Origin of the sequence: Streptomyces sp. NPDC053474 (assembly GCF_044544845.1) — a bacterium.
In the GTDB taxonomy this organism is placed as follows: domain Bacteria; phylum Actinomycetota; class Actinomycetes; order Streptomycetales; family Streptomycetaceae; genus Streptomyces.
The window spans coordinates 96,174-116,739 of sequence record NZ_JBITXV010000013.1; the positions used below are offsets into that span (position 1 = coordinate 96,174).

Genomic DNA, 20,566 nt, shown 5'->3' on the forward strand with positions numbered 1-20,566 from the left:
AACGGATGCCTCCATCATCTAGTACATACGTACTGATAAATGAGTGAGGTAAGCCAGTCGGCGAATCGTGGGCTCCCCGATGGAATGTCGTGCGCTGACCGGCAGCTCAATGGCGGGCGAGGTGGGCCTGATGTCCGTATTGTGACCTTGATGGGATCGTTGTACAGTACGTATGTACTACTCAAGTGTGAGGGCTCGCGTTCAGGGTCCTGTCCGCACCGAAAGGCTCCGTCGTGAAGATCGCAGTTCTCGGTACCGGTGGCGGTGCCCGTGAGCACACTGCCAAGCTCGTCGAGCTCGGCCACGAGGTGTTCGTCGGCACCCGCGACCCGGAGGCCACCCTGGCCCGCACCGAACCCGACATGATGGGCAACGCGCCCTACGGCCAGTGGCTCGCCGACCACCCCGGTGTCACCCTGCTGACCTTCGGCGATGCCGCCGAGGCCGCCGACGAGGTGGTCATCAACGGCATCGACGGGCACAACGCCGTCGCCGCCCTGACGGGCATCGCGGGCAGCCTGAGCGGCAAGACCCTCATCGACTACGCCGTGCCGTTCGTGTACCAGCACACCTCGGAGCACCCCTGGCCCACGCCGTGGGGCGTCATGCCGAAGCTCGACCCCTGCGACACCGACAGCCTCGGCGAGCGGATCCAGCGCGCCCTGCCGGACGTGAAGGTCGTCAAGAGCTTCGTCACGCAGGAGCAGTCCACCGTCGTCAACCCGAAGGCGGTCGGCGACGGCGACCACACCATGTTCGTCGCCTCCGACCACGACGACGCCAAGCGGACCGTCACCGACCTGCTCACGTCCTACGGCTGGACCGACATCCTCGACCTCGGCCCGCTCGTCTGCTCGCGCGGCATGGAGATGTACGCCCACATGCACTCCGCCATCGGCTTCGGCCTCGGCCAGCGGTTCGGCGGCCACTTCGGCATCAAGGTCGTGCGCTGAGCGGCCCGCAGCCCACGCGACCGCGAGGACACGCCATGGCGAACGCTTCCATCTGGGCTTCGCCTTCGACGACGCGCGCGGCGGAGGAGCGCCTCCTCGAACTCGGCGTGACTAAGCCCGCGTTCCAGCCCGGCGGCGCGTACGGGACCGTCCTCCTCGACCCGTCGGGCCAGCGGTTCTGCGTCCACGGCGCCCGCTGACCCCCTCCATCAGCCCCAGGAACCCGCATGACTGCCCTGCCCGGCGTCACTGCCGCCGACCGCCGCGCCCGCCTGGCCCGGCGGCATCTCCTCACCGCCGCCACCAGGGTCACCTCGGCCCAAGAGGTCGCGTACGCCCTGACCGGGCTGCACGCCACCGACCCGGCGACGGTCTTCCTCGCGGCGGCCGCCCGGATGCGGACGCCCAGCGTCGCCGCCATCGACGCCGCGCTCTACGACACGGGCCCCCACGCCGAGCCGGAACTGGCGCGCGTACGGTGCATGCGCCGCACCCTGTTCGTGGTCCCGGCCGCGCTCGTCCCGACCGTCTGGCACGCGACCGCCAAGAGCAACGACCCGCACCGCGCCGACGCCACGGCGAAGCTGCGCGAGGCCCTGGGCTGGGACGAGCGGCGCCGCGCCGCCGTGGAGCGAGCCCTCCTCGACGCCCTCGCGGCGCGCGGCGAGGCCACCGCAGCCGAACTGGCCGCCGACGTGCCGGACTTGCGCGAACAGTTCGTCGTCAACCCCGGGAAGTCCTACGCGTCGCGGCAGCGGGCCGCCTCGCCGGTGCTCGGCCTGCTGGCCGCCGAGGGACGCGTGCGGCGCGCCCGGCCGGTGGGCTCGTGGACGTCCGGGCAGTTCCGCTGGGCGCTGGCCCGGCCGCAGCCGCCGCTGCCCGCCGCCGAGGCGCGGGCCGAGCTGGCCCGCCGCTATCTGGCGGCCTTCGGGCCCGTCACCGTCGACGACCTGAAGTGGTGGACGGGCTGGACGCTCACCGCCACGCGCGCCGCGCTCGCGGCCACCGCCGCGCAGGCCGTCGAGCTCGCCGAGGGCACGGGCCACGTCCTGCCGGACGACGTCGACCCGATCCCGGCCGCCGCGCCGGAAGCCGCGCTGCTGCCCGGCCTCGACCTCACCGCGATGGGCTGGCGCCACCGCGACTGGTACCTCGACCCGGCGTACACGTCCGAACTCTTCGACCGCAACGGCAACATCGGCCCCACGGTCTGGTGGGGCGGCCGCGTCATCGGAGCCTGGGCCCAAGGGTCCGACGGGCACGTGCGCCACCACCTCCTCACCGACCCGGGCCGCGAGGCCCGCACGGCCGTGGAGGACGCCATCGGCCGCCTGACCGCCTTCCTCGACGGCACCCGCGTCACCCCCAGCTACCGCACCCCCCTCGAACGCCGCCTCAGCGGCGGGGGCTCCGCGTCCGGTCCTGCCGGGTTGCGGGAGAGCGGCCCGTAACCCGGCAGGCTCGCCGCTACTCCTGCGACGAGCTTCGGCAGGCGTCCAGGGCCAGTTGGGCCGGGACGTACTCCCGCCGCAGCTCGTGGTAGCAGGCCCGGATGGTCTCGGAGCTGCCGTCGGCCGCGGTGAGGCAGGCGTGCGCCACCACGTCCTCGTCCACGTCGGGGTGCTGCTCCAGGACCTGGTAGAAGCAGCCCTGCGGCGTGGCGTTGACGGCCGGTGCGACGGCGACGGCGCCGCCGAGGGCAAGGGCGAGACCGCCGACGACGGCAGCGAGGCGCTTGAGCATCAGTTTTCCTCTCGGTTGACAGCGCGAGTTGGTCACTCAGCGCTATTGATCGCTACATGGCGTACCCGAGGGTTCCTTCAGTGACACGAGAGCCGTGGGGTGTGAAGAGGGCGAGCGGGGCGTAGGGGGCGCACTGCGGCGCGGGCCCGGTGGGGTGGCGGAGCGCCGGGACCGCGATTCGGCCAGGGCTCTGACGGTTCGTCATGGATCCTTTGTCCGAGACTCGTTGGCCCGTACCCCCTTGTGCTCCTTGTGGGTGATGGACACGTCCCCGCGCCGGGGGGACAGTTGCGACTCGCCAGCAACTCCTTACGCCCCTTCGCGTCCTCGGGCCGGGTGCCCCGCGCCCCGGGGGCCCGGCGCCGGACGCGAAGGGGTCCCACGGACGTTCCGCGCAACCGCGGAGAACGCAGGGATCCGCAGAACTACAGAAAGGGGAGCGGTGTGAGCGGCAGCCACGTAGGGGAGCCCGCGCCGCAAGTGGCCGGAGCGGGCCAGGACGAACCCGCGGGTCCGGGCGTGGCCCCGCCCAGCGCCCTGTCCGAGGGCGCGGACCAGGCGGCGGACACAGCGGAGAGCGCGGTGGCCCCCGCGGTGCTCGAAGCCGCCGAGGACGAGGCGGTGTGACCTCGGCGCGCGGACGCGGGGAGCGGCGGGACCACAGGAGCGGATAGGGCACGAGCAGCGGAAAGAGGGGATATGAGCACGGTTATCCGACGGGTCTTCAACGGCAACGGACGCGGCAGCTTCGTGCAGCCCATCAACTCGCCCGTCGCCTTCAAAGGGAGCACCATCGTCGCCTCCATCACCGAAGTCGACGCCAACGGCGACTCCTTCGTCGGCAGCGCGCGCATGACGGTGCACAACGTGGCGCCGAGGGACGGCCAGTACGTCATCTGGGTCAACATCGAGTGGCCGGATCCTCTGAACTACCGGCTCAACGTTCTTGTCAGCAACGACTAGCGCGGGCCGTGGCCCCGTCACGGGGGCGGGGCCACGGCGGCCCGGACGGCGCCTGTTCAGTCGATGACGGCCGTGGCCTCGACCTCGACCAGGTGGTCGGGCGCGTCGAGGGCCGCGACGCCGAGGAGCGTGCCCGGCGCCACCGGTGTCACCCCCAGCTTCGCGGCGGCGCGGGCGATTCCCTCTAGGAGGAGGGGCATCTTGTCCGGCGCCCAGTCGACGACGTGGACGGTCAGCTTCGCCACGTCGTCGAAGGTGGCGCCGACCGCGGCGAGGGCGGTGCCGACGTTGAGGTAGCACTGCTCGACCTGGGCCGCGAGGTCACCCTCGCCGACCGTCACGCCCGCGGCGTCCCAGGCGACCTGCCCGGCGACGAAGACCAGCTTCGACCCCGACGCGACCGACACCTGCCGGTAGGCGTCGACCTCCGGCAGCCCGGCGGGGTTGACGAGGGTGATGGCCATGATGCCTCCGAAACCAAGACGCGATTGCTCTCCAGTGGTTACTCGGGAACCGTAGGAGAACAGCCGCTGACGTGGAAGGACGCACTTTTCGGTGCCTGGGGCACCTCAAGGTGACCCAGCAGTTCGGACTCCTCGCCGGGGACGGCGCTCAGGCCCGCGAGTTGACCGCGCGTCACTCCTGTCAGTGCAGCTGACCGGGCTCGTAGCCACCGGCGGGCTGCTGGACCATGACGTTCCCCCGGTTGAAGGCGTTGATCAGTGCGATGGCGCACACCAGGGCCGCGAGCTGGTCCTCGTCGTAGTGCTTGGCGGCGTTCGCCCAGGCCTCGTCGGTGACCCCGCCCGCCGCGTCGGCGATCCGGGTGCCCTGCTCCGCGAGCTCCAGGGCGGCCCGCTCGGCCTCGGTGAACACGGTGGCCTCGCGCCAGACCGCGACCAGGTTCAGGCGCGTCGCGCTCTCCCCGGCGTGCGCGGCGTCCTTGGCGTGCATGTCGACGCAGAAGCCGCAGCCGTTGATCTGGCTGGCGCGCAGCTTCACCAGCTCCAGGGTGGCGGCGGGCAGGCCCGCATCCGCAAGCGCCCTGTCCGCCGCGACGAGGTGCCGGGCGAACCCGGTGGCGACGGCGTTGGTGAAGAAGTTCAGTCGAGCGGTCATCGTGTGCTCCAGGGTCGTCGTTGCGCTGACACACCCTTGGACGAGACGGCCGGGCCGGTCTGTGACATCCGTACGTGTGACGGCCGTCTCACCCCTCGCCCTGCCCGGGGGGGGCTACGAGCGGCCGGTGCGCGCGCGGACCGACCGCTCGTACGCCCGCAGCTTCTCGGGCGCCAGGATCCAGTAGAGCCCGTCGATCCCGGCGGGCCCCACCGTGACGCTCACCAGGGCGATGGCGACGGCGTCCTGGACGAGGAGCAGGCTGGGGCGGCCGTTGGCCTCGACCAGGGCGTACTCGGCCCCGGGGAAGAACTTCTTCGCGAAGGCGCTGATCCGCGCCACGCGCCCGGCACCCACGACCTCAAGGCGTGCCACGCCCCGCATGCCGTTGCCGTCCGCGTAGGAGACGACGTCGGCCGACAGGACGTCCTCCAGAGCGGCGACGTCCCCGTCGCGCGCGGCGGCGACGAAGGCTTCGAGGAGCCGCCGGTGCTGGGCGGCGTCGACGGGCTCGCGGCGCTCGGCCGCCAGGCGCTTGCGGGCCCGGCTCACGACCTGCCGCGCATTGGCCTGGCTGAGCCCCAGCATGCCCGCGATCTCGTCGTACGCGTAGCCGAACGCCTCCCGCAGCACGTAGGCCGCCCGCTCCACCGGGTTCAGCTTCTGCAGGACCAGCAGCACGGCCAGCTCGACGGCCTCGCCGCGCTCCGCGCCGACCTGCGGGTCCACGCTGGTGTCCACGGGCTCCGGCAGCCACGGCCCCACATACGCCTCGCGGCGCACCCGCGCCGACTGCGCCACGTTGATCGCCAGGTGCGTGGTGACCTTCGCGAGGAACGCCCCCGGCGCGACGACCGCGTCCCGGTCGGTGCCCTGCCAGCGCACCCACGCGTCCTGGACCACGTCCTCGGCCTCGCTCACGCTGCCCAGAATGCGGTAGGCGATGCCGAAGAGCCGGGGCCGCAGCCGCTGGAACGCGTCCGCCGCCTCCGCCAGCGCGTCGTGGGGGAGCGCCCGGCGCTCGTCCATCGTGCCTCCGCAGGTGTCGACCGCCGTACCCCTCGGACGCGCCCCTGCCGGTACCGGGGCGGTCCGCTCACCGCGATCCTACGGTGATCACGCGGGCAGGCCCGAGGGCCTGTCGTGTATCGGCCACGTATCAGGAAGCGCTTGATCGCCCATCGGATCCGGGCCCCTGCCGCGATGCGGCCGCCGTGTCCGGTGTCTGCCGTATCGTTCCTTTCGGGTCACCGGCCGGGCAGCCGCCGCCGGGACCGCCGTCGCCTCCCCGCCCACGAACAGGAGCCACCCGCCCGTGTCCTCGTCCGCGCCGCCCGCCGTACGCGTACTGCTGGTGGAGGACGACGACCTGATGCGCCGCTCCTTCACCGTCGCCCTGGAGCGCTACGGATACGCGGTGAAGGCCGCGCCCGACGGCCTCACGGGCCTCGAACTCTTCCGCGACGAGAGCTTCGACCTGCTGATCCTGGACGTGCTGCTCCCCGGTCTCGACGGGATCGGCCTGTGTCGCAGGGTCCGCGAGACCAGCCTCGTGCCCGTCCTGATGATGTCCGCCCGCGGCGACGGCCTCGACGTCGTCGCCGGTCTGGAGGCCGGGGCCGACGACTACGTGGTCAAGCCCGTGGACACCTACGTCCTCGTGGCCCGCATCCGCTCCCTGTTGCGGCGGGCGACCTACGCGCCCCACCCGGCCCCCGGGAGCGCCACGCAAGAAGGGCGCACGCTGGTGTTCGGCGACCTGACCATCGACACCGCGGGCATGGAGGTGACGCTCGACGGAAGCCCGGTGGCGCTGACCCCGACCGAACTGAAGCTGCTCCTGGAGTTCGCCGCGCGCCCCGGCGTCGTACTGGAGCGGCACACCCTGCTGCGCGACGTGTGGGAGTACGGCTGGGACGGCGACAGCCGGGTCGTGGACCTGTGCGTGCAGCGGCTGCGCAGGAAGCTGGGCCGGGACCGCATCGAGACGGTCCGCGGCTTCGGCTACAAGCTCCGGCCCTGAGCCCGTGCGTCCGCACCCCCGGCCCCGGCGGGGCCGCACCTCGCTGCGCTGGAAGATCGCCGCGCTCGCCGCGGCCACCGCCTTCCTGGTGGTGGCCGTGGTGGGTGTACTCGTCCACGTGTGGACGGAAGCCGACATCCGCGACCGGGCCCGGGCGCGAGCCCTCAACACGCTCTACTCGGCCATGGACGTCCACCGCCGCACCGGCACCCTGGCGGACGGCGCCGAACTCGACCCGGCCGCCCTGCCAGCGGCGCTCCGCCACCCCGCCGACGGCGACCGGCACGCGGCCCACGACGGGAGCGTCGAGGGCAACCTGGGGCCGAGCGTCTGGGCCGCCCAGCGCACCGGCGGCCCGGGCAGCCCCGTGCTCGCCGTGCGGGTCAACATGAGCCCGGAGCTGCACACCCTGCGCCGCCTCGACGCCACCATGGCGGTCGCCTCGCTGATCGCGCTCGCCGCGGCCGCGCCCCTGGCCGTCCACGGCGCCGGGCTGCTCGCCCGGCGGCTGCGGCGGGTCTCCGACACCGCGGGCCGCATCTCCGCCGGGGACCTCGACGCGCGCACCGGGCCCACCAAGGGCCGCGACGAGGTGGCCGAGATCGCCGCCACCGTCGACCGCATGGCCGACTCCCTCGGCGAACGGCTGCGCACCGAGCGCCGGTTCACCGCGGACGTGGCCCACGAGCTGCGCACCCCCGTCGGCGGCCTCCTGGCCGCCGCCGACCTGCTGCCGCCCGGCGAGACGGAGGACCTGCTCCGCGCCCGGGTGCGCGACCTGCGCGGCCTGGTCGAGGACCTCCTGGAGGTCTCCCGCCTCGACGCCGGGGCCGAACAGGCCGTCCGCGCCCGGGTGCCGCTCGGCGCCGTCGTCTCCGAGGCCGTGACACGCACCGGCTACGCCACCGAGGTCCTCGGCGCCGGTCCCCCAGACGCACGGGGCGCGGCGGGGGACCCGACCGTGGAGACCGACCCGCGCCGCCTGGAGCGCATCGTCAGCAACCTCGTCAGCAACGCCCACCGGCACGGGGCCGCTCCGGTGCGGGTCACCGTAGAGGGCCCCACGGTCGTCGTGCGCGACCACGGCCCCGGCTTCCCGGCGGACCTGCTGCGCCACGGCCCGCGCCGCTTCCACACGGGCGCGGCCGAGCGCGGCTCAGGCCACGGCCTCGGCCTGACCATCGCCCTGGGACAGGCCCGGCTGCTCGGCGCCGAACTCCTTCTGGACAACGCCCCGGACGGCGGCGCCGTGGCGACGCTGCGCCTGCCCGGCTGACCACCGCCGCGGCCCGCCCTACAGAACTGCCGCACACCGGCGCGGGCGCCGATACACGGTGGTCCAGGCCCCGATACGTTCCCCGGACACCCTTCGAAGTGCACCCGCCCGCACCCGAAGAGGAGCCCCGTTGACCGCCGACGCCCCTGCCCCGCACCCGACGCCGGGAATCGCGGCCGCCACCACCGACCTGTCGAAGGCCTACGGCAGCGGCGACACCCGGGTCTTGGCCCTCGACCGGGTCAGCATCGCCTTCCGTGAGGGCGAGTTCACCGCGATCATGGGCCCCTCCGGCTGCGGCAAGTCCACCCTGCTGCACTGCGCCGCCGGGCTCGACACCCCCACCTCCGGCTCCGTGCGCGTCGGCACCACCGACCTGGGCACGCTCGACGACCGTCGCCTCACCCGGCTGCGCCGCGACCGGATCGGCTTCGTCTTCCAGGCGTTCAACCTGCTGCCGACGCTGACCGCCCTGGAGAACATCACGCTGCCCCTGAGCCTCGCCGGACGCCGCCCCGACCCGCGGTGGCTGGACCGGGTCGTCTCCATGGTCGGCCTCTCACAGCGCCTCGACCACCGGCCCGCGCACCTCTCCGGCGGGCAGCGGCAGCGCGTCGCGGTCGCCCGCGCCCTGGTCTCGCGGCCCGCGGTCGTCTTCGGCGACGAGCCCACCGGCAACCTCGACTCCCGCACGGGCGGCGAGGTCCTTGGCTTCCTGCGCGACTCGGTGCGCGAGCTCGGCCAGACCGTGGTCATGGTCACCCACGACCCCGTCGCCGCGGGCTTCGCCGACCGCGTGGTGTTCCTCGCCGACGGCCGCCTGGTCGACGAGATGACCCACCCGACCCCGGAGCGCGTCCTGGAGCTGATGCCGCGCACCACCGCGGCGCACCCGCGGACGTCGGGCGCACGCACCGGCTGAACCGGCCCGGCCCCGGACCGAACCCGCCCCACCCGCTCGCGGCCACCGAGCCCAAGCCCCCCGGAAGTCACCCATGTTGAGAACAGCCCTGCGCGGCGTCCTCGCGCACAAGGCCCGGCAGCTCATGACCGTCCTCGCGGTCTGCCTGAGCGTCGCCTTCGTCAGCGGCGCCCTCGTCTTCGCCGACTCCACCACCGCCGCCCACCGCGCCGCCGCGTCGAAGAGCTTCGCTGGCATCGCGGTCACCGTGACCCCGAAGGCCTCCCCGCCCGGGGCCGCGGGCGCGCTCGACGACGCCCTGGTCGGCAAGCTGGCGGGCGTACCCGGTGTCGCGGCGGTGCGCCCGGCGGCCGACGGCTCGGCCACCCTGAACGCGGCGGACGGCACCCCACTGCGGGCCGGGAAGGCGTGGGCGAACCTGGCCGCCGCCTACGTGCCCGGCGCGGACGGCGAGGACGACCGCCATCCCCTGGCCGAGGGCCGCGCCCCGCGGCACAGCGGCGAACTCGCCGTCGACCGGGGCACCGCCGCCGCCGGACACCTCCGCGTCGGCGACATGGTCACCCTCGCCACCGACGGCCCGGTCATGACCAAGCGGCTCGTCGGCATCGTCACCACCCAGGACCCCCGGGTCACCGCGGGCGGCACCCTCGCCCTGTTCGACAAGGCCACCGCCCAGAGGCTGTTCGCGTCCCCCGGCCACTACACCGGCATCGACCTGTCGGCGGCGCCCGGCACCACGGCGCCCGACCTCGCCCGGCGCGTCACCGGCGTCCTCCCCGCCGACCGCGCCGAGGCCACCACCGGCACCGCCCAGGCCGCACAGCAGGCCGTCCTCGTCGACACCCTGACCCGGGGGTACGCGAAGCTGCCGCTGGTGTTCGCCGGGGTCTCGCTGTGCGTCGGCTCGTTCCTCGTCGTCAACACCTTCACCATGCTCGTGACGCGGCGCACCCGGGAGATCGCGCTGCTGCGGGCGATCGGCGCCTCCCGCCGCCAAGTCGCCCGCACCGTCCTCCTGGAGGCCCTCGCGGTCGGCCTCGTCGCGTCCACGGCGGGCTTCGTCCTCGGCCTCGGCGTCGCCTCGGTCCTGCCCGACGTGCTGAGCACCGGCGGGGACCGGCTGCCGCACGGCCCGCTGGTGATCGGCCCGGCCTCCGTCGTCGCGGCGCTCTGCGTGGGCGTCGGCGTCACCGTGCTCGCCGCGTGGCTGCCGTCCCGCAGGGCGGCGCGGATCGCCCCCGTCGAGGCCCTGCGCACGGCCGAACAGCCGCCCTCCGCCGCCCATTCCAGGGCCCGCGGCGCGGCGGGCCTCGCGCTCCTCGCCCTCGGCGTCGGCTGGCTCGTGTCCCTCTCCGGGGCGAAGGACGCCTCGGAGGACAATCTGCGGAGCGCGCTGACCGGCTGCGCCCTGCTCGTCGTCGGCCTGACCGTGCTCGCACCGCTGCTGGCCGCCCCCGTGATCCGGCTGACCGGACGGCTCACCGACCGCTTCGGCGTCCCTGGACGGCTCGCCCGGGAGAACGCCCTGCGCGACCCCCGGCGCACCGCGGCCACCGCCGCGACGCTCATGGTCAGCACCGCGCTGGTCGCCGGGCTCGCCGTCATCGCCCACTCCACCGGGCACGCCCTCGACCGCCAGGCCGCGGCCGGGCTCGGCGCCGACTACGTGATCGGCTCCCGCACCGCCACGGCCGCCGTCGACCCGGCCGCCGTACGGCGCGTGGCCGCGTCCCCCGGGGTGCGGACCGCGTCGGCCGTGTCGGACTCCACCGTCTTCGTCGGCGGCGGTGTCCGGGAGATCTCCGGCGTCGACCCGCACACCGTGGCCGACGTCCTGAAGCTCACCTACGTCAGCGGCTCCGGCAAGGACCTCGGGCCGGGCCGGATCGCGCTCTCCCGCACCCTCGCCCGGGAACTGGGAGTGAGCGCGGGCAGCGGCGTCGACCTCCGCCTGGGGCAGAGCCGCCGGGCCGAGCGGTACACCGTCGTGGGCGTCTACCAGGACAACCCCGTCGCCCGCGACGCGCTCGGCGTCCGCACGGAGGTGGCCCGGCACAGCCTCGTCCCCGGCTCCGTCCAGCGCGTCCTCGTCCGCACCGACGGCGACGCCGTCTCGAAGACCGTGGAGGAGCGGCTGCGCACCGCCGTGGGCAACAGCCCGCTGCTGACCGTGGACAACCGGAAGGAACTCATCCGCGAGGCCGCGGGCCCCCTGGCCGACCTGCTGAACGTGCTGTACGGGATGCTGGCCATCGGCGTCGTCATCGGCGCGCTCGGCATCGTGAACACCCTGGCCATGTCGGTCACCGAACGCACCCGCGAGATCGGCGCGCTGCGCGCCCTCGGCATGGACCGCGCGGAGGTCCGGCGGATGATCCGCGTCGAGGCGGTCACCGTCGCCGCGTTCGGCACCGCGCTGGGCCTCGCGGGCGGCCTGTTCGGCGCCTGGGCGGTCGGCTCACTGGCCAACGGCGCGCTGGAGAGCTACGCCCTGCGGCTGCCCTGGGGGACGCTGCTCCTCACCTGCGCGCTGTCCCTGGCGGCCGGAGCGCTCGCGGCCGCCGTCCCGGCCCGCAGGGCGGCCGCCCTCAGCCCGCTGGAGGCCGTGGCGGAGGCATGACGTCCGCTCGGCCCGCGGGCGGGGGCGCCCCGCCCGCGGGCCGCTTACCCGGTGCGGCGTCAGATGCGGCTGTCCTCGACGGCCGGCACCCGCGGGGTGGTGTTCACGTCCGCCGAGCGCGGGGCGCGCTGGGAACTCTTGGCGGCCGGGGACGGCTTGGTGCCGCAGAAGGCCGGTTCGAGGGTGTTCGTCAGGCCCTGCGTCACCGCGCTGTTGTTGGACGCGTTGGCGAAGACCACGACCGTGCGGTCGCCCTTGCGCGTGGAGAAGGACTGCGTCTGGTAGCCCTGGACGATGCCGCCGTGGCCGTAGACCTTGCCGCAGGACAGGGCGATCTCGCGCAGGCCGAGGCCGTAGCTGACCTTCGCCGTCGGCGTGGGCAGCACGGTCGTCATCGCGCTCCGCGACTTGTCGGAGATCAGCTCGCCGGAGTCGCCGGAGAGGAGCGCGGTCAGGAAGCGGTCCATGTCGGCGGCCGAGGAGATGACGGCGCCCGCGCTGCCGACCCAGGAGCCGTTCTGCTTCGTGGAGTCGAGCAGCGGCTTGGAGCGGTCGTCGTTCGTCAGGTAGCCGGTGACGTGCGCCCCGGAGATGGTCTTCTTCGGGACGACGTAGGAGGTCTTCTTCAGGCCCAGCGGCTTGATGATCTCCTTGCGCAGCACGTTCGCGTACGTGTCGCCGGTGAGGTGCTCGATCGCCATGCCCAGCACGACGTAGTTGGTGTTCGAGTACGCGTACTTCGTGCCCGGCGCGCTCTGCGGGCCGTGCTTGACCGAGTGCGCCACGAGGTCGGCGGGCTTGTACACGGTGTTGCGGATGCGCTTCTCGAACGCGTCGGTGGTCTCCTCGCCCGGCTGTTCGAGGAGGTCGTTGGTGTGGTCGTAGATGCCGGAGCGGTGCTGCATCACCTGGCGGACGGTCATGTTCCAGTCCGCGGGCAGGGTGCCGGTCGGGAGGTACGCGCGCACCGGCTTGTCCAGGTCGATGCGGCCCTGGTCGGCCAGGCGGAGCACGAGGGCGGCGGTGAACATCTTGGTGTTGCTGCCCACCCGGAAGCGCCACTCGCCGTTCATGGGCGTGCCGTCGAGCTTCGCCTTGCCGACGGCGACGGTCCGGTCGACGCCCGGGGTGTCGTGGTCCCGGATCACCGCGAAGGCGCCGGGCGCGCCCGCCGCGACGGTGCGCTCAAGCGCGGTCTGGACCCCCGCCGCGTCCGGCACCGGCTCCGCGGCCCGGTCGGTGGCCGACGCCTGGGCCGTGCCCACCGCCGCCAGCATCACACCGGTCACGGCCACCGTGGCCGTCCGTACGAACCCGCTTCTCACCATGGGAATTCCCCCCAGCTCGCCTGCGTCTCGAAGTGGTCGGGGCCCGCAGGAGCCCACATGTGATCGAGATCGTATAGGGCGGAAGGAGCGGGACGTTTCTGACGCGTCGTGAGGCCGGGTCCGTTGGTGCGGCGTTCAGCCGGGTGTGGCCCTCCGGCCGTGGGAAGGCTTCCTCACCGCGACGGTGAGGAGGCCTTCTCGCGTGCCCGTCAGCCTTCTTGCAGGCGCGAGCGCAGCAGCTTCTTGCCGAGCTCGGCGCCCTTGCGGCTGTCGGCCTGCGCCTTGCGGAACAACTCCGCGACCTCGGTGTCCTTGGCGCGCTCCGCGTCCTGGACGTACGCCTCTAGCCGCAGGGCGTTGCTCAGGCACGCCTCGACGTACCAGACCAGGTTGTAGTCCTTGTCCCGCGTGCCGGTGACGTCACCGGTCTCGGTGCCGCTGGTCATGCCGGTCCTCCCTCGTGTCGTGTACGGGGGCTGTCCTCGCAGCCGGGAGACCGTCGGGTACCCGGGGAGCCCTGGTGTACACGACCTCGTGCGGGGAGTTCAGTCGGCCGTGACCGGGCGGTAGCGCACGTCCACCGCGGCCGAGGGGTCGTCGCCGTCGAGCCGTTCGAGGCGTACGGGGGCGCCGCCGGGGTTGTCGAACAGCCGGATGCCGTCGCCGAGCAGGACCGGCGCGACGTGCAGGGCGATCTCGTCGATCAGGCCGCGCTGGAGCAGCTGGCGGCCGATCGAGGCGGAGAGGACCTCCAGGTTCCTGCCCCCGGCGGCTTCGAGGCCGATGCGGACCGCTTCGGCGACGTCGCAGCACAGGAACGTGACGCCGTCGGCGGGCTTCGCGTCCTCCGGATGGTTCGTGAGGACGAACACCGGCCCTCGCCACCGGCCGCCGTAGATGCCACTGGTGTCGGGAAAGGCGTCCCAGCCGTCCCTGCCACCCAGGACGGCGCCCGTCGTCCCCGCGTACTCGTCGACGAGGTCAGGGCGGAACGAGGTCCCCTCCATCCAGCCCACGGTGTGGTCGGGCCCCGCCACGAACCCGTCGAGGGACATCGTGAAGTGCCAGAGCACCTTCCCCGCGGCGGTCTGCCGCTCCGTGCCCCTCGGCGATGACGTGCCTGGGGTCTCGGCACTTCGCGGCGTCTGCGCGCTCGACATGATGGATTCCTCTCTGCAACGGCCCGTACTTCTCTGGACCCGCCTCGCCCCCGAAACTCATCGCCGGACTCGCACGGGCTTTCCACACGCCGCCCCTACGGGTGGTTCCGCGGCCCGTCCTAAGCGCTTTCGAGGCCGCTCCGCTCTACGCAGTGTCGGGGTCTCCCGGCGGGTCGGGAAGAGCGGAGAGGAGAACACCACCGTGCTCACAGTGTGGGGGTGGGTGTGCCTGGGAGTCGGCGCGAGCGCCGCGGTCGGGATCGTGGCGCGGGCCCACGCGTACCGGGTCCGCGAGCGGGTGCGGCGTGACACGATGACGGCCATGCTGCACGGTCTGTCACGCGGCGGCGGCTCCGCCGAGGTGACCGAACAGGATGGCGTCTCCTGGGCCGTCAAGGTCCGCGACGAGGAGCAGCGGTGAATGCCCGGACAGCCAGGGCAGCCCGTCGGCGCCGCGTTCGACGCCCTGTACAGGGACCTCCGGCCGAGGCTGCTCGGCAAGGCGGCCCTGGTGTGCGGGGGCATGCCCGCGCTGGCGCACGACGCCGTCCAGGAAGCCTTCTACCAGTGCTGGCGCCGCATGAACGACCCGGACGCGGAGCCGGTGCGCAGGTGGGACGCCTGGCTCACCACCACGGTGGTTCGCGAGGCGATCGACCTGTCCCGCCGCCACTCGGGCAGCATCCCTCTCGACGACGTCGACCGTCCTGCTCGCGCCCCCGAGCCGGCCGCGCTCATGGATGTGAAGGAGGGCTACCTCAAGGTGTGCCGGGCGATCGCGCGACTGCCCCTGCGGCAGCGCGAGGCCGTGGCGCTGCGCCATCTCGCGGGCCTGACCACGGCCGAGATCGCTCGGACGATGGGCATCGAGAAGTCGACCGTGCGCGCCCTCCTGAGCCAGGCGCGGCGCACGCTGGCGCCGTTGTCGCGGGAGCTGCGGAGCATGGGCCTGCTGGACGGGGAGCGAGGTGGAGAGCGGTGACGCACCGTCAGGACCTGAGTCCCGCCGGGCAGTCGGTCGAGCCTTCGACACCGGACGAGCTGTGGCGCGCGTTCTGGGCGACGGGCGAGGTGCGATGGCGCGACCAACTGGTCCAGCACTACGCGCCGTTGGTGCACTACCTCGCGGGCCGCGTGAGCGTCGGCGCGCCTGCCCCTGGGGAACGGGCGGACCTCGTCTCCGCGGGGATGCTCAGACTCATCGTCGCGATCGAGAGGTTCACCCTCGACCGGATGGTCAGGTTCGAGACGTACGCGGTCATCCACATCCGCGGGGCGATGTTCAACGAGCTGCGGAAGCTACCCGGCCGGTCGCCCATGGGCGACGCGTCGCTGGAGGAGCTGCTGGACTCCGGCGTCGAGGAGCACGACCTGCTGGGCGCCGTGGCCGAAGACCCCGCCGCGGCCGCCGAGGACCGCGAGCTGCTGCGGCTGCTCGCCCACGCCGTCAACGCGCTGCCCGAGCGCGAGAAGACCGTCGTCACGCTGTCCTTCTACGAGGGCCTGACGCGGGCCGAGATCGCGGACGTGCTCGGCCTCACGGCGCAGGCCGTCAGCCGCCTCCGCGCCAAGGCCCTCACCCGTCTGCGGGCGGCGCTCGCGGCTCCGGGCGACGCGGGCGGCGACCCGGTGCGGGACATGCTCCACGAGACCGAGCGGGCCCTGTCCCTGACGGTGACCGAGACGGACACCGAGGACTCGCTGGCGGCGCTGTGGCAGCGGATCAGGTCCGACGGTCAGGTGTGAGCGGGGGAGGTGCCAGGGGATGGGGCGGGGCGGTGCGATCGGGGCGGCGGAGGCCGAGGTACTCCTCGATGCATCAATTCCGCCACCGGCGTTCCGGCGCACGGCATCCGCGCAGGTCGTCCGAGGCCCCACAGACGCGTCGGTGGCCGCCGGGCGAGGGGGCGGCGGCGCGCAGGCGGGGCGGGCATGCATCAACTCCGGCGAGGGCCCGGATCCGGTGCCACCATGCTGCGCAACGGGCGTACGCCCGTTGCGCAGTTGGCCCCGCGCCCTTGGTGGCGCGGGGCCCGGGAACATCAGCACTCCGAGATCCAGAGGTAGTTCATGGACAAGTCGCGTCGACGCCTGCCGTGCGTCGTCCCCACGCCCCCGGCCCGGCCCACCGGCGAGCAGACCGTCATCGTCGTCGTGGTGCTCGTCCTCGGGGCCGCGCTCGCCCTCGCCGGACTGCCCGTCGTCGTGATCGCCGAAGCGCTGACGGCCGCGGGCCTGGTCGCCGCCCAGCTGGCCCGGCGCGCCCCGCTCGCGCCGGTCGAGCGGTGACCGGGGCGGCCGTGGGGCGCCCGGAGCGGCCGGTGGCCACCGCCAACGCGCGCCTGGAGGAGCTGGCGGAGTGGCTGCGTGCCCAGCGGCGCGCCGCGGGCCTCACCCACCGGGAGCTGGCGGGCCGCTCCGCGCACGCCTTCTGCGACACCACGTTCTCGCGGGCCACCAGTGGGACGCGGATCCCCCGCCTCCCGGTGGTGGAGGCGTACGCGCGGGCCTGCGGGGCCTCGGTCACCCACGCCCGGAGGCTGTGGCGCGCGGCCCGCTACACCGAGCACCGGCACCGGAACCCGGGCGCGCGCGTGCCGCGTCCTGACCGCGTGTACGACAAGGGCGAGCTGATCCACGCCCTGCAGCAGCTCTACTACAAGGCCGGGGCGATGCCCATGGAGGAGATGGAGCACCGCGCGGGGGACCACGGCGAACTGCCGCACAGCACGGTGCGGCGCATGCTGGCGGGCACGTCCATGTTCGACCTGCCACAGCTCTACGCGTTCCTGCACGTGTGCGACGTGACGGGCAGCGCGTGGGAACAGTGGGTCCTGGCCTGGAAGCGCGTCAAGCGCCACTGCGAGGTGCTGCACGCGGCCGACCGCGCCCTCCAGACCCACCCCCGCGGCCGCCCGGGCCCGCACGACCGGGCCCGGCCCGCCGGGGCGCCGCGACGGGCCGCGGGGGCGCCGAGTGCGTTCCCTCCGGTGGCCCTGGCCATGCCGCTGTTCCGGCCCGCGCCGGTGCCCGCGGCGGCCCGGCCGTCGCCGCGCCCGTGCGCCGGGCCTACGTGAGCCGCCGCCCGGGAGCCTCCTCCGGGGCGGGCCCGGTGATCCGCTTCTCGAACCAGTGGTGGGCGTACGGCTCGTCGTTGAAGGCGGCCACCTCATCGAAGCCGTAGGCGCGGTACAGGCCGATCGCCGTCGTCAGGGCCTTGTTGGTGTCCAGGCGCAGCCGGACGTGGCCGTGCCGCGCGGCCCGGTCCTCCAGCTCGGCCAGGAACCGGCGGGCGAGTCCGAGGCCGCGCACCTGGGGCGCCACCCACATGCGTTTGATCTCAGCGGGCGCGTCGGCGGGCAGCTTCAGACCGGCGCAGCCCACGGGTTCGCCGTGCAGCCGCGCGACGAGGAACACGCCGTGGGGCGGCCGGAGTTCCCCCGCGTCGGGCAGCAGGCTGAGCGCCGGGTCGAAGCCCGTCTCGAAGCTCTCCTGCATCTCGGCGAAGTACGACGTCAGACAGGAGCGGGCGTCCGGGTGGCCGGGGTCGACGGCGTCGAGGGTGACCGTCGCGGCGGTGAGCAGCCGCTCCACCTCGGCCATCGCGGCGACGAGCCTGCCGCGCTGCGCGGAGTTGAGCGGTTCGAGGAGAGCCCCGGCCAGGGTGTCGCTGTGCCGGTCGAGCAGGGCGCGCTCCGCGCGGCCCGCGGCGGTGAGCCGGACGGTGCGGACCCGCCGGTCGCGCGGGTTCGGCCGTACGGCCACGAGCCCGTCGGCCGCGAGGGCGCGGAGCAGTCGGCTCAGGTACCCGGAGTCGAGCCCGAGCCGCTCCCGCAGCCGCCGCACGTCCTGCCCGTCGTCGCCCTCACCGATCTCCCACAGCAGCCGGGCCTCTCCGATGGGCCGGTCGAGGCCCAGGTAGTGGTCGTGGAGCACGCCCACGCGCTCGGTGACGGTGCGGTTGAAGCGGCGTACTCGGGCGATCTGTGCGTCGTCAGCCATTCTCTGACTCTAGTCAGGGGAGTCGTGTCGCGGTGGGGGAACGGTGAGGTTCGGGGGCTCGGCGGGGCCGCGCCGGCGGCGCATGAGAGTCTCGGCGCCATGACGATCACGTACGAGTGGCGGGGCGACTTCGACAACGCGGCCGTCAACGCGCTGCACGCGGAGGGCTTCGGCCACCCGGTCCTGGACCTCGACTGGCTCGGCCAGGTGCGCCGCCACAGCCTCGGCTGGGTCTGCGCGCGCGACGGCGGCGACCTGGTGGGCTTCGTGAACGTGGCGTGGGACGGCGGTGTGCACGCCTTCGTCCTGGACACGGTCGTCGCCACGGGGCGCCGGCGCTCCGGGGTCGGCGCCGGGCTCGTCGCCGAGGCCGCCCGGCACGCCCGGGCGGCCCGATGCGAGTGGCTGCACGTCGACTTCGACGACGAGCTGGGGCCGTTCTACTTCGAGGCCTGCGGGTTCCGGCCCACGCCCGCGGGGCTCATCGCCCTCTGAAGGACCGGCGGGCGCGCCGTGACCGGCCGGGGCCGGGCGCCCGCCGTCCTCGGCCCGGTGCTCCGGCTCGCTCTTCGCGGCTCGCTCGTCGCGAAGAGCCCGGCGAACATCCAGGTGGCGCACGGCAGTTGGGCTCGCGTACACCAGGGTCGTGCCGTCCCGGGTCGCGAGCAGGTCGCGCATCACCTCCCGGAGCGCCAAGCCGTGCGGCTCCGGCCTCATCACCGCCGCCAGGGCGCGCGTCCAGTCGAGCACCCGGGCGCCGACCGGATGCCGTTCGCGGGTGTAGGTGTCGAGGAGCCCGTCCGGCGCGCGGCCGCGCACGGTCGCCGCGAGCTTCCAGGCGGTGCGCGGCCACGCTCTCGTCGTCCTGGACGACGTCCTCGACCGTGACGCCCCGCCTGATCTCCACGCCGAGCCTGTCCGCCCGCTCGGCAAGCACCGTCTCGACCGCTTCGAGGTTCGTGAACAGGCCGTCCGCCGCGGGCCCGGGGAGCCGGAACGGCAGGGCGGCGAGGTCGACCCCGGCCGGAACGAGCACGATTCCGGCGAAGTGGCCCACGCCACGGCGAGCCGGGTTCCTGCTCCCGTTCGAGCACCAGCACGGAGCAGCCCGAGGCCCAGGTCGCAGGCCAGGAAGAGACCGACCGGGCCCGCGCGTATGACAGCGGCTGGCGCCTGGTGCCGCGGCGGTGGTCGCTCACCGGCCGCCGATCGCCCGCAGCGACGGCCCCGCGTGCCGCAGCCGTGGCACGAGGAGGACGGCGGCCAGGCCCAGGTAGACGTAGGTCAAAACGAGGCGGGCGCTCTCCGCGGGGAGCAGGAACTGCGCGGCGAAGAGGCCGAAGAGCGTGGCCGCCTCCCAGAGGCGGAAGCGCAGGTCCAGCAGGATGACGACGGCGAGCACCGTCTGCGCGGCCGTCAGCGCGACCTCGTCCACCTGGCGCCCCACGAGCGGCATCCCGAAGCCGCCGCCTCCGACGAGATACGCCACGGGCAGTAGCCCGACAAGGAGCGTCCACTGGTTGACCTTGCTGGAGAGCAGCGCTCCGAGCCCGTCGTCCGCCCGCAGCCGCCAGGCGAAGACGACCGCGACGATCAGTTCGGGCGCCTCGGTGGCGAGCGGCGCGACCCACTGCACCAGCAGGAACCGGTCGACGCCCAGAGAACCGCCCGCCGAGATCAGCGAGGTGGCGAAGGGCTCGGCGGCGGCGAAGATCACCGCGGCCGCCGCGACGAACAGCGCCGTGGTCGTCAGCCTGCGCCGACGCCGGGGGAGCCGGGCGAGGCGCGCGGGCACGCCCGTGAACTCCTCGTCGTCACCGGGGCCCGAGCGGGCGACGCGCCACAGGTAGAAGCCGTACCAGGGGATGATGAGCAGCGGCACGTACCAGGCGATCTGCCGGGTCAGGGGCAGCACGAAGGCGAACACCGCGGCCACGGCGAGGAAGCCGATGTCCACGCGCCGGTGCGCCCCCAGCGTGGTGCTCGCGACGGCCGGGCGGGCCCCGCTCCTGCGGGCGGCCAGATAGCCCGCGAGGGCGACGAGGGGCCAGCCCACGCCGATCAGGAGCCGGTTGGCGCCGGTCATGTTCGCCGCCGCGTACGCCGCGTTGGCGGGGTCACGGCCACCGGTGTAGGCGAAGTACAGGTCCACGGCGTACTCCGGCAGGACGGCGATGAAGGCGAGCAGCGCCAGGGCGAGCGCGCCGGAGATGTCGGCGCGCGCGGTCTCCGCGGCCCACATCAGGAGCACGGCGGCGGCGAGCACGCCGAGGCCGAAGACCAGCATGCCCACGACGGGGCCGGGCGCGGCCCCGCCGAGGCGCAGCGCGACGGCCGGGGCCGCGCCGAGCGCCACCAGCAGGAGGCGGCCGCGCACGGCGGGCGCCCGGGGCGGGGCGGAAGGGGAGAGCGAGGTCAGGGTCATCGCGGCCTCCGTGGGCGATACCAGGGGGA

24 protein-coding genes and 1 pseudogene are annotated in these 20,566 nt (G+C 73.9%); 15 read left to right on the plus strand and 10 right to left on the minus strand.

Annotation, left to right across the window (positions count from 1 at the left end):
• Positions 1-233: 233 nt before the first annotated feature.
• From ACIG3E_RS28950 to ACIG3E_RS28960, 3 genes are read left to right on the plus strand one after another with little or no spacing between them, the layout of a single operon-like run.
• On the plus strand, positions 234-953 hold the full coding sequence (locus ACIG3E_RS28950) for an NADPH-dependent F420 reductase (RefSeq protein WP_399622355.1): 720 nt from the start codon (positions 234-236) through the stop codon (positions 951-953).
• A 35-nt stretch (positions 954-988) separates the two neighbouring features.
• On the plus strand, positions 989-1,153 hold the full coding sequence (locus ACIG3E_RS28955) for a VOC family protein (protein WP_399622357.1): 165 nt from the start codon (positions 989-991) through the stop codon (positions 1,151-1,153).
• A 27-nt stretch (positions 1,154-1,180) separates the two neighbouring features.
• Positions 1,181-2,404, plus strand: a complete 1,224-nt coding sequence (locus tag ACIG3E_RS28960; RefSeq protein WP_399622358.1) for a winged helix DNA-binding domain-containing protein — start codon at positions 1,181-1,183, stop codon at positions 2,402-2,404.
• Between the two features lie 16 nt (positions 2,405-2,420).
• Here ACIG3E_RS28960 and ACIG3E_RS28965 read toward each other — a convergent pair whose 3' ends face one another.
• Positions 2,421-2,696: a hypothetical protein gene (locus ACIG3E_RS28965; protein WP_399622359.1), complete on the minus strand. Its 276-nt coding sequence runs from the start codon at positions 2,694-2,696 to the stop codon at positions 2,421-2,423.
• A gap of 444 nt (positions 2,697-3,140) precedes the next feature.
• Here ACIG3E_RS28965 and ACIG3E_RS28970 point away from each other — a divergent pair, with 444 nt between their 5' ends.
• Complete coding sequence (locus ACIG3E_RS28970; protein ID WP_399622360.1) at positions 3,141-3,323, plus strand: hypothetical protein; 183 nt, start codon at positions 3,141-3,143, stop codon at positions 3,321-3,323.
• A 72-nt stretch (positions 3,324-3,395) separates the two neighbouring features.
• The gene (locus ACIG3E_RS28975) at positions 3,396-3,659 is read left to right on the plus strand and encodes a hypothetical protein (RefSeq protein WP_399622361.1); all 264 of its coding nucleotides are present in this window, start codon (positions 3,396-3,398) and stop codon (positions 3,657-3,659) included.
• Between the two features lie 56 nt (positions 3,660-3,715).
• Here the strand turns inward: ACIG3E_RS28975 and ACIG3E_RS28980 are convergent, their stop codons facing one another.
• The 3 genes from ACIG3E_RS28980 to ACIG3E_RS28990 all read right to left on the minus strand — a co-directional run bounded on the left by ACIG3E_RS28980 (position 3,716) and on the right by ACIG3E_RS28990 (position 5,807).
• Positions 3,716-4,123: a RidA family protein gene (locus ACIG3E_RS28980; protein WP_399622363.1), complete on the minus strand. Its 408-nt coding sequence runs from the start codon at positions 4,121-4,123 to the stop codon at positions 3,716-3,718.
• Between the two features lie 181 nt (positions 4,124-4,304).
• The gene (locus tag ACIG3E_RS28985) at positions 4,305-4,778 is read right to left on the minus strand and encodes a carboxymuconolactone decarboxylase family protein (protein WP_399622364.1); all 474 of its coding nucleotides are present in this window, start codon (positions 4,776-4,778) and stop codon (positions 4,305-4,307) included.
• Positions 4,779-4,892: 114 nt separating this feature from the next.
• Positions 4,893-5,807, minus strand: coding sequence for a sigma-70 family RNA polymerase sigma factor (locus ACIG3E_RS28990; protein WP_399622366.1), 915 nt, complete (start codon positions 5,805-5,807; stop codon positions 4,893-4,895).
• A gap of 286 nt (positions 5,808-6,093) precedes the next feature.
• Between ACIG3E_RS28990 and cseB the strand changes: the two genes are divergently transcribed.
• The 4 genes from cseB to ACIG3E_RS29010 all read left to right on the plus strand — a co-directional run bounded on the left by cseB (position 6,094) and on the right by ACIG3E_RS29010 (position 11,622).
• Entirely contained in the window at positions 6,094-6,801 is a 708-nt protein-coding gene (cseB, locus tag ACIG3E_RS28995; RefSeq protein WP_399622368.1) for a two-component system response regulator CseB, read from the plus strand.
• A gap of 4 nt (positions 6,802-6,805) precedes the next feature.
• Positions 6,806-8,077 carry an ATP-binding protein gene (locus ACIG3E_RS29000; protein WP_399622369.1) on the plus strand — a complete coding sequence of 424 codons (1,272 nt, stop codon included), beginning with the start codon at positions 6,806-6,808 and terminating at the stop codon, positions 8,075-8,077.
• A gap of 130 nt (positions 8,078-8,207) precedes the next feature.
• Positions 8,208-8,999 (plus strand): ABC transporter ATP-binding protein, encoded by a 792-nt coding sequence (locus ACIG3E_RS29005; RefSeq protein WP_399622370.1) that lies wholly within the window; start codon positions 8,208-8,210, stop codon positions 8,997-8,999.
• A 73-nt stretch (positions 9,000-9,072) separates the two neighbouring features.
• Entirely contained in the window at positions 9,073-11,622 is a 2,550-nt protein-coding gene (locus tag ACIG3E_RS29010) for an ABC transporter permease (RefSeq protein ID WP_399622373.1), read from the plus strand.
• 59 nt (positions 11,623-11,681) lie between these two features.
• Here the strand turns inward: ACIG3E_RS29010 and ACIG3E_RS29015 are convergent, their stop codons facing one another.
• From ACIG3E_RS29015 to ACIG3E_RS29025, 3 genes are all read right to left on the minus strand, one after another.
• Complete coding sequence (locus tag ACIG3E_RS29015) at positions 11,682-12,950, minus strand: serine hydrolase domain-containing protein (RefSeq protein ID WP_399622374.1); 1,269 nt, start codon at positions 12,948-12,950, stop codon at positions 11,682-11,684.
• A gap of 209 nt (positions 12,951-13,159) precedes the next feature.
• Entirely contained in the window at positions 13,160-13,396 is a 237-nt protein-coding gene (locus tag ACIG3E_RS29020; RefSeq protein ID WP_366795019.1) for a hypothetical protein, read from the minus strand.
• A gap of 99 nt (positions 13,397-13,495) precedes the next feature.
• Positions 13,496-14,110, minus strand: a complete 615-nt coding sequence (locus ACIG3E_RS29025) for a dihydrofolate reductase family protein (RefSeq protein ID WP_399622376.1) — start codon at positions 14,108-14,110, stop codon at positions 13,496-13,498.
• A gap of 202 nt (positions 14,111-14,312) precedes the next feature.
• Between ACIG3E_RS29025 and ACIG3E_RS29030 the strand changes: the two genes are divergently transcribed.
• The 5 genes from ACIG3E_RS29030 (at position 14,313) to ACIG3E_RS29050 (ending at position 17,187) form a co-directional block, all read left to right on the plus strand.
• Positions 14,313-14,531, plus strand: a complete 219-nt coding sequence (locus ACIG3E_RS29030) for a hypothetical protein (protein WP_399622378.1) — start codon at positions 14,313-14,315, stop codon at positions 14,529-14,531.
• Positions 14,532-15,092, plus strand: coding sequence for an RNA polymerase sigma factor (locus ACIG3E_RS29035; RefSeq protein ID WP_399622380.1), 561 nt, complete (start codon positions 14,532-14,534; stop codon positions 15,090-15,092).
• On the plus strand, positions 15,089-15,856 hold the full coding sequence (locus ACIG3E_RS29040; protein ID WP_399622382.1) for a sigma-70 family RNA polymerase sigma factor: 768 nt from the start codon (positions 15,089-15,091) through the stop codon (positions 15,854-15,856). The genes ACIG3E_RS29035 and ACIG3E_RS29040 overlap by 4 nt, the downstream gene beginning before the upstream one ends.
• A gap of 324 nt (positions 15,857-16,180) precedes the next feature.
• Entirely contained in the window at positions 16,181-16,399 is a 219-nt protein-coding gene (locus ACIG3E_RS29045; RefSeq protein WP_399622384.1) for a hypothetical protein, read from the plus strand.
• A 32-nt stretch (positions 16,400-16,431) separates the two neighbouring features.
• Positions 16,432-17,187 carry a helix-turn-helix domain-containing protein gene (locus tag ACIG3E_RS29050; protein ID WP_399622385.1) on the plus strand — a complete coding sequence of 252 codons (756 nt, stop codon included), beginning with the start codon at positions 16,432-16,434 and terminating at the stop codon, positions 17,185-17,187.
• On the opposite strand, the gene ACIG3E_RS29055 is transcribed toward ACIG3E_RS29050, so the two are convergent.
• Entirely contained in the window at positions 17,180-18,112 is a 933-nt protein-coding gene (locus tag ACIG3E_RS29055; RefSeq protein WP_399622387.1) for a GNAT family N-acetyltransferase, read from the minus strand. The two genes, ACIG3E_RS29050 and ACIG3E_RS29055, sit on opposite strands and share 8 nt — an antisense overlap.
• A gap of 99 nt (positions 18,113-18,211) precedes the next feature.
• Between ACIG3E_RS29055 and ACIG3E_RS29060 the strand changes: the two genes are divergently transcribed.
• Complete coding sequence (locus tag ACIG3E_RS29060; protein WP_399622389.1) at positions 18,212-18,607, plus strand: GNAT family N-acetyltransferase; 396 nt, start codon at positions 18,212-18,214, stop codon at positions 18,605-18,607.
• A gap of 288 nt (positions 18,608-18,895) precedes the next feature.
• Here the strand turns inward: ACIG3E_RS29060 and ACIG3E_RS29065 are convergent.
• Both ACIG3E_RS29065 and ACIG3E_RS29070 read right to left on the minus strand, forming a co-directional pair.
• Positions 18,896-19,174: pseudogene (locus ACIG3E_RS29065) on the minus strand (hypothetical protein); the annotation flags it as partial.
• Between the two features lie 133 nt (positions 19,175-19,307).
• Entirely contained in the window at positions 19,308-20,537 is a 1,230-nt protein-coding gene (locus ACIG3E_RS29070) for a hypothetical protein (RefSeq protein WP_399622390.1), read from the minus strand.
• Positions 20,538-20,566: the final 29 nt, after the last annotated feature.

Excerpts from the sequence above, each read along its gene's own strand:
- ACIG3E_RS29025 (WP_399622376.1), bottom strand. The coding sequence starts at position 14,110 with ATGTCGAGCGCGCAGACGCCGCGAAGTGCCGAGACCCCAGGCACGTCA.
- ACIG3E_RS28985 (WP_399622364.1), bottom strand. The coding sequence starts at position 4,778 with ATGACCGCTCGACTGAACTTCTTCACCAACGCCGTCGCCACCGGGTTC.
- ACIG3E_RS29010 (WP_399622373.1), top strand. The coding sequence starts at position 9,073 with ATGTTGAGAACAGCCCTGCGCGGCGTCCTCGCGCACAAGGCCCGGCAG.
- ACIG3E_RS29060 (WP_399622389.1), top strand. The coding sequence starts at position 18,212 with ATGACGATCACGTACGAGTGGCGGGGCGACTTCGACAACGCGGCCGTC.
- ACIG3E_RS29045 (WP_399622384.1), top strand. The coding sequence starts at position 16,181 with ATGGACAAGTCGCGTCGACGCCTGCCGTGCGTCGTCCCCACGCCCCCG.
- ACIG3E_RS29055 (WP_399622387.1), bottom strand. The coding sequence starts at position 18,112 with ATGGCTGACGACGCACAGATCGCCCGAGTACGCCGCTTCAACCGCACC.
- ACIG3E_RS29070 (WP_399622390.1), bottom strand. The coding sequence starts at position 20,537 with ATGACCCTGACCTCGCTCTCCCCTTCCGCCCCGCCCCGGGCGCCCGCC.
- ACIG3E_RS29035 (WP_399622380.1), top strand. The coding sequence starts at position 14,532 with ATGCCCGGACAGCCAGGGCAGCCCGTCGGCGCCGCGTTCGACGCCCTG.
- ACIG3E_RS28965 (WP_399622359.1), bottom strand. The coding sequence starts at position 2,696 with ATGCTCAAGCGCCTCGCTGCCGTCGTCGGCGGTCTCGCCCTTGCCCTC.
- ACIG3E_RS28960 (WP_399622358.1), top strand. The coding sequence starts at position 1,181 with ATGACTGCCCTGCCCGGCGTCACTGCCGCCGACCGCCGCGCCCGCCTG.
- ACIG3E_RS28980 (WP_399622363.1), bottom strand. The coding sequence starts at position 4,123 with ATGGCCATCACCCTCGTCAACCCCGCCGGGCTGCCGGAGGTCGACGCC.
- ACIG3E_RS29015 (WP_399622374.1), bottom strand. The coding sequence starts at position 12,950 with ATGGTGAGAAGCGGGTTCGTACGGACGGCCACGGTGGCCGTGACCGGT.
- ACIG3E_RS28975 (WP_399622361.1), top strand. The coding sequence starts at position 3,396 with ATGAGCACGGTTATCCGACGGGTCTTCAACGGCAACGGACGCGGCAGC.
- ACIG3E_RS29020 (WP_366795019.1), bottom strand. The coding sequence starts at position 13,396 with ATGACCAGCGGCACCGAGACCGGTGACGTCACCGGCACGCGGGACAAG.
- ACIG3E_RS28990 (WP_399622366.1), bottom strand. The coding sequence starts at position 5,807 with ATGGACGAGCGCCGGGCGCTCCCCCACGACGCGCTGGCGGAGGCGGCG.
- ACIG3E_RS28955 (WP_399622357.1), top strand. The coding sequence starts at position 989 with ATGGCGAACGCTTCCATCTGGGCTTCGCCTTCGACGACGCGCGCGGCG.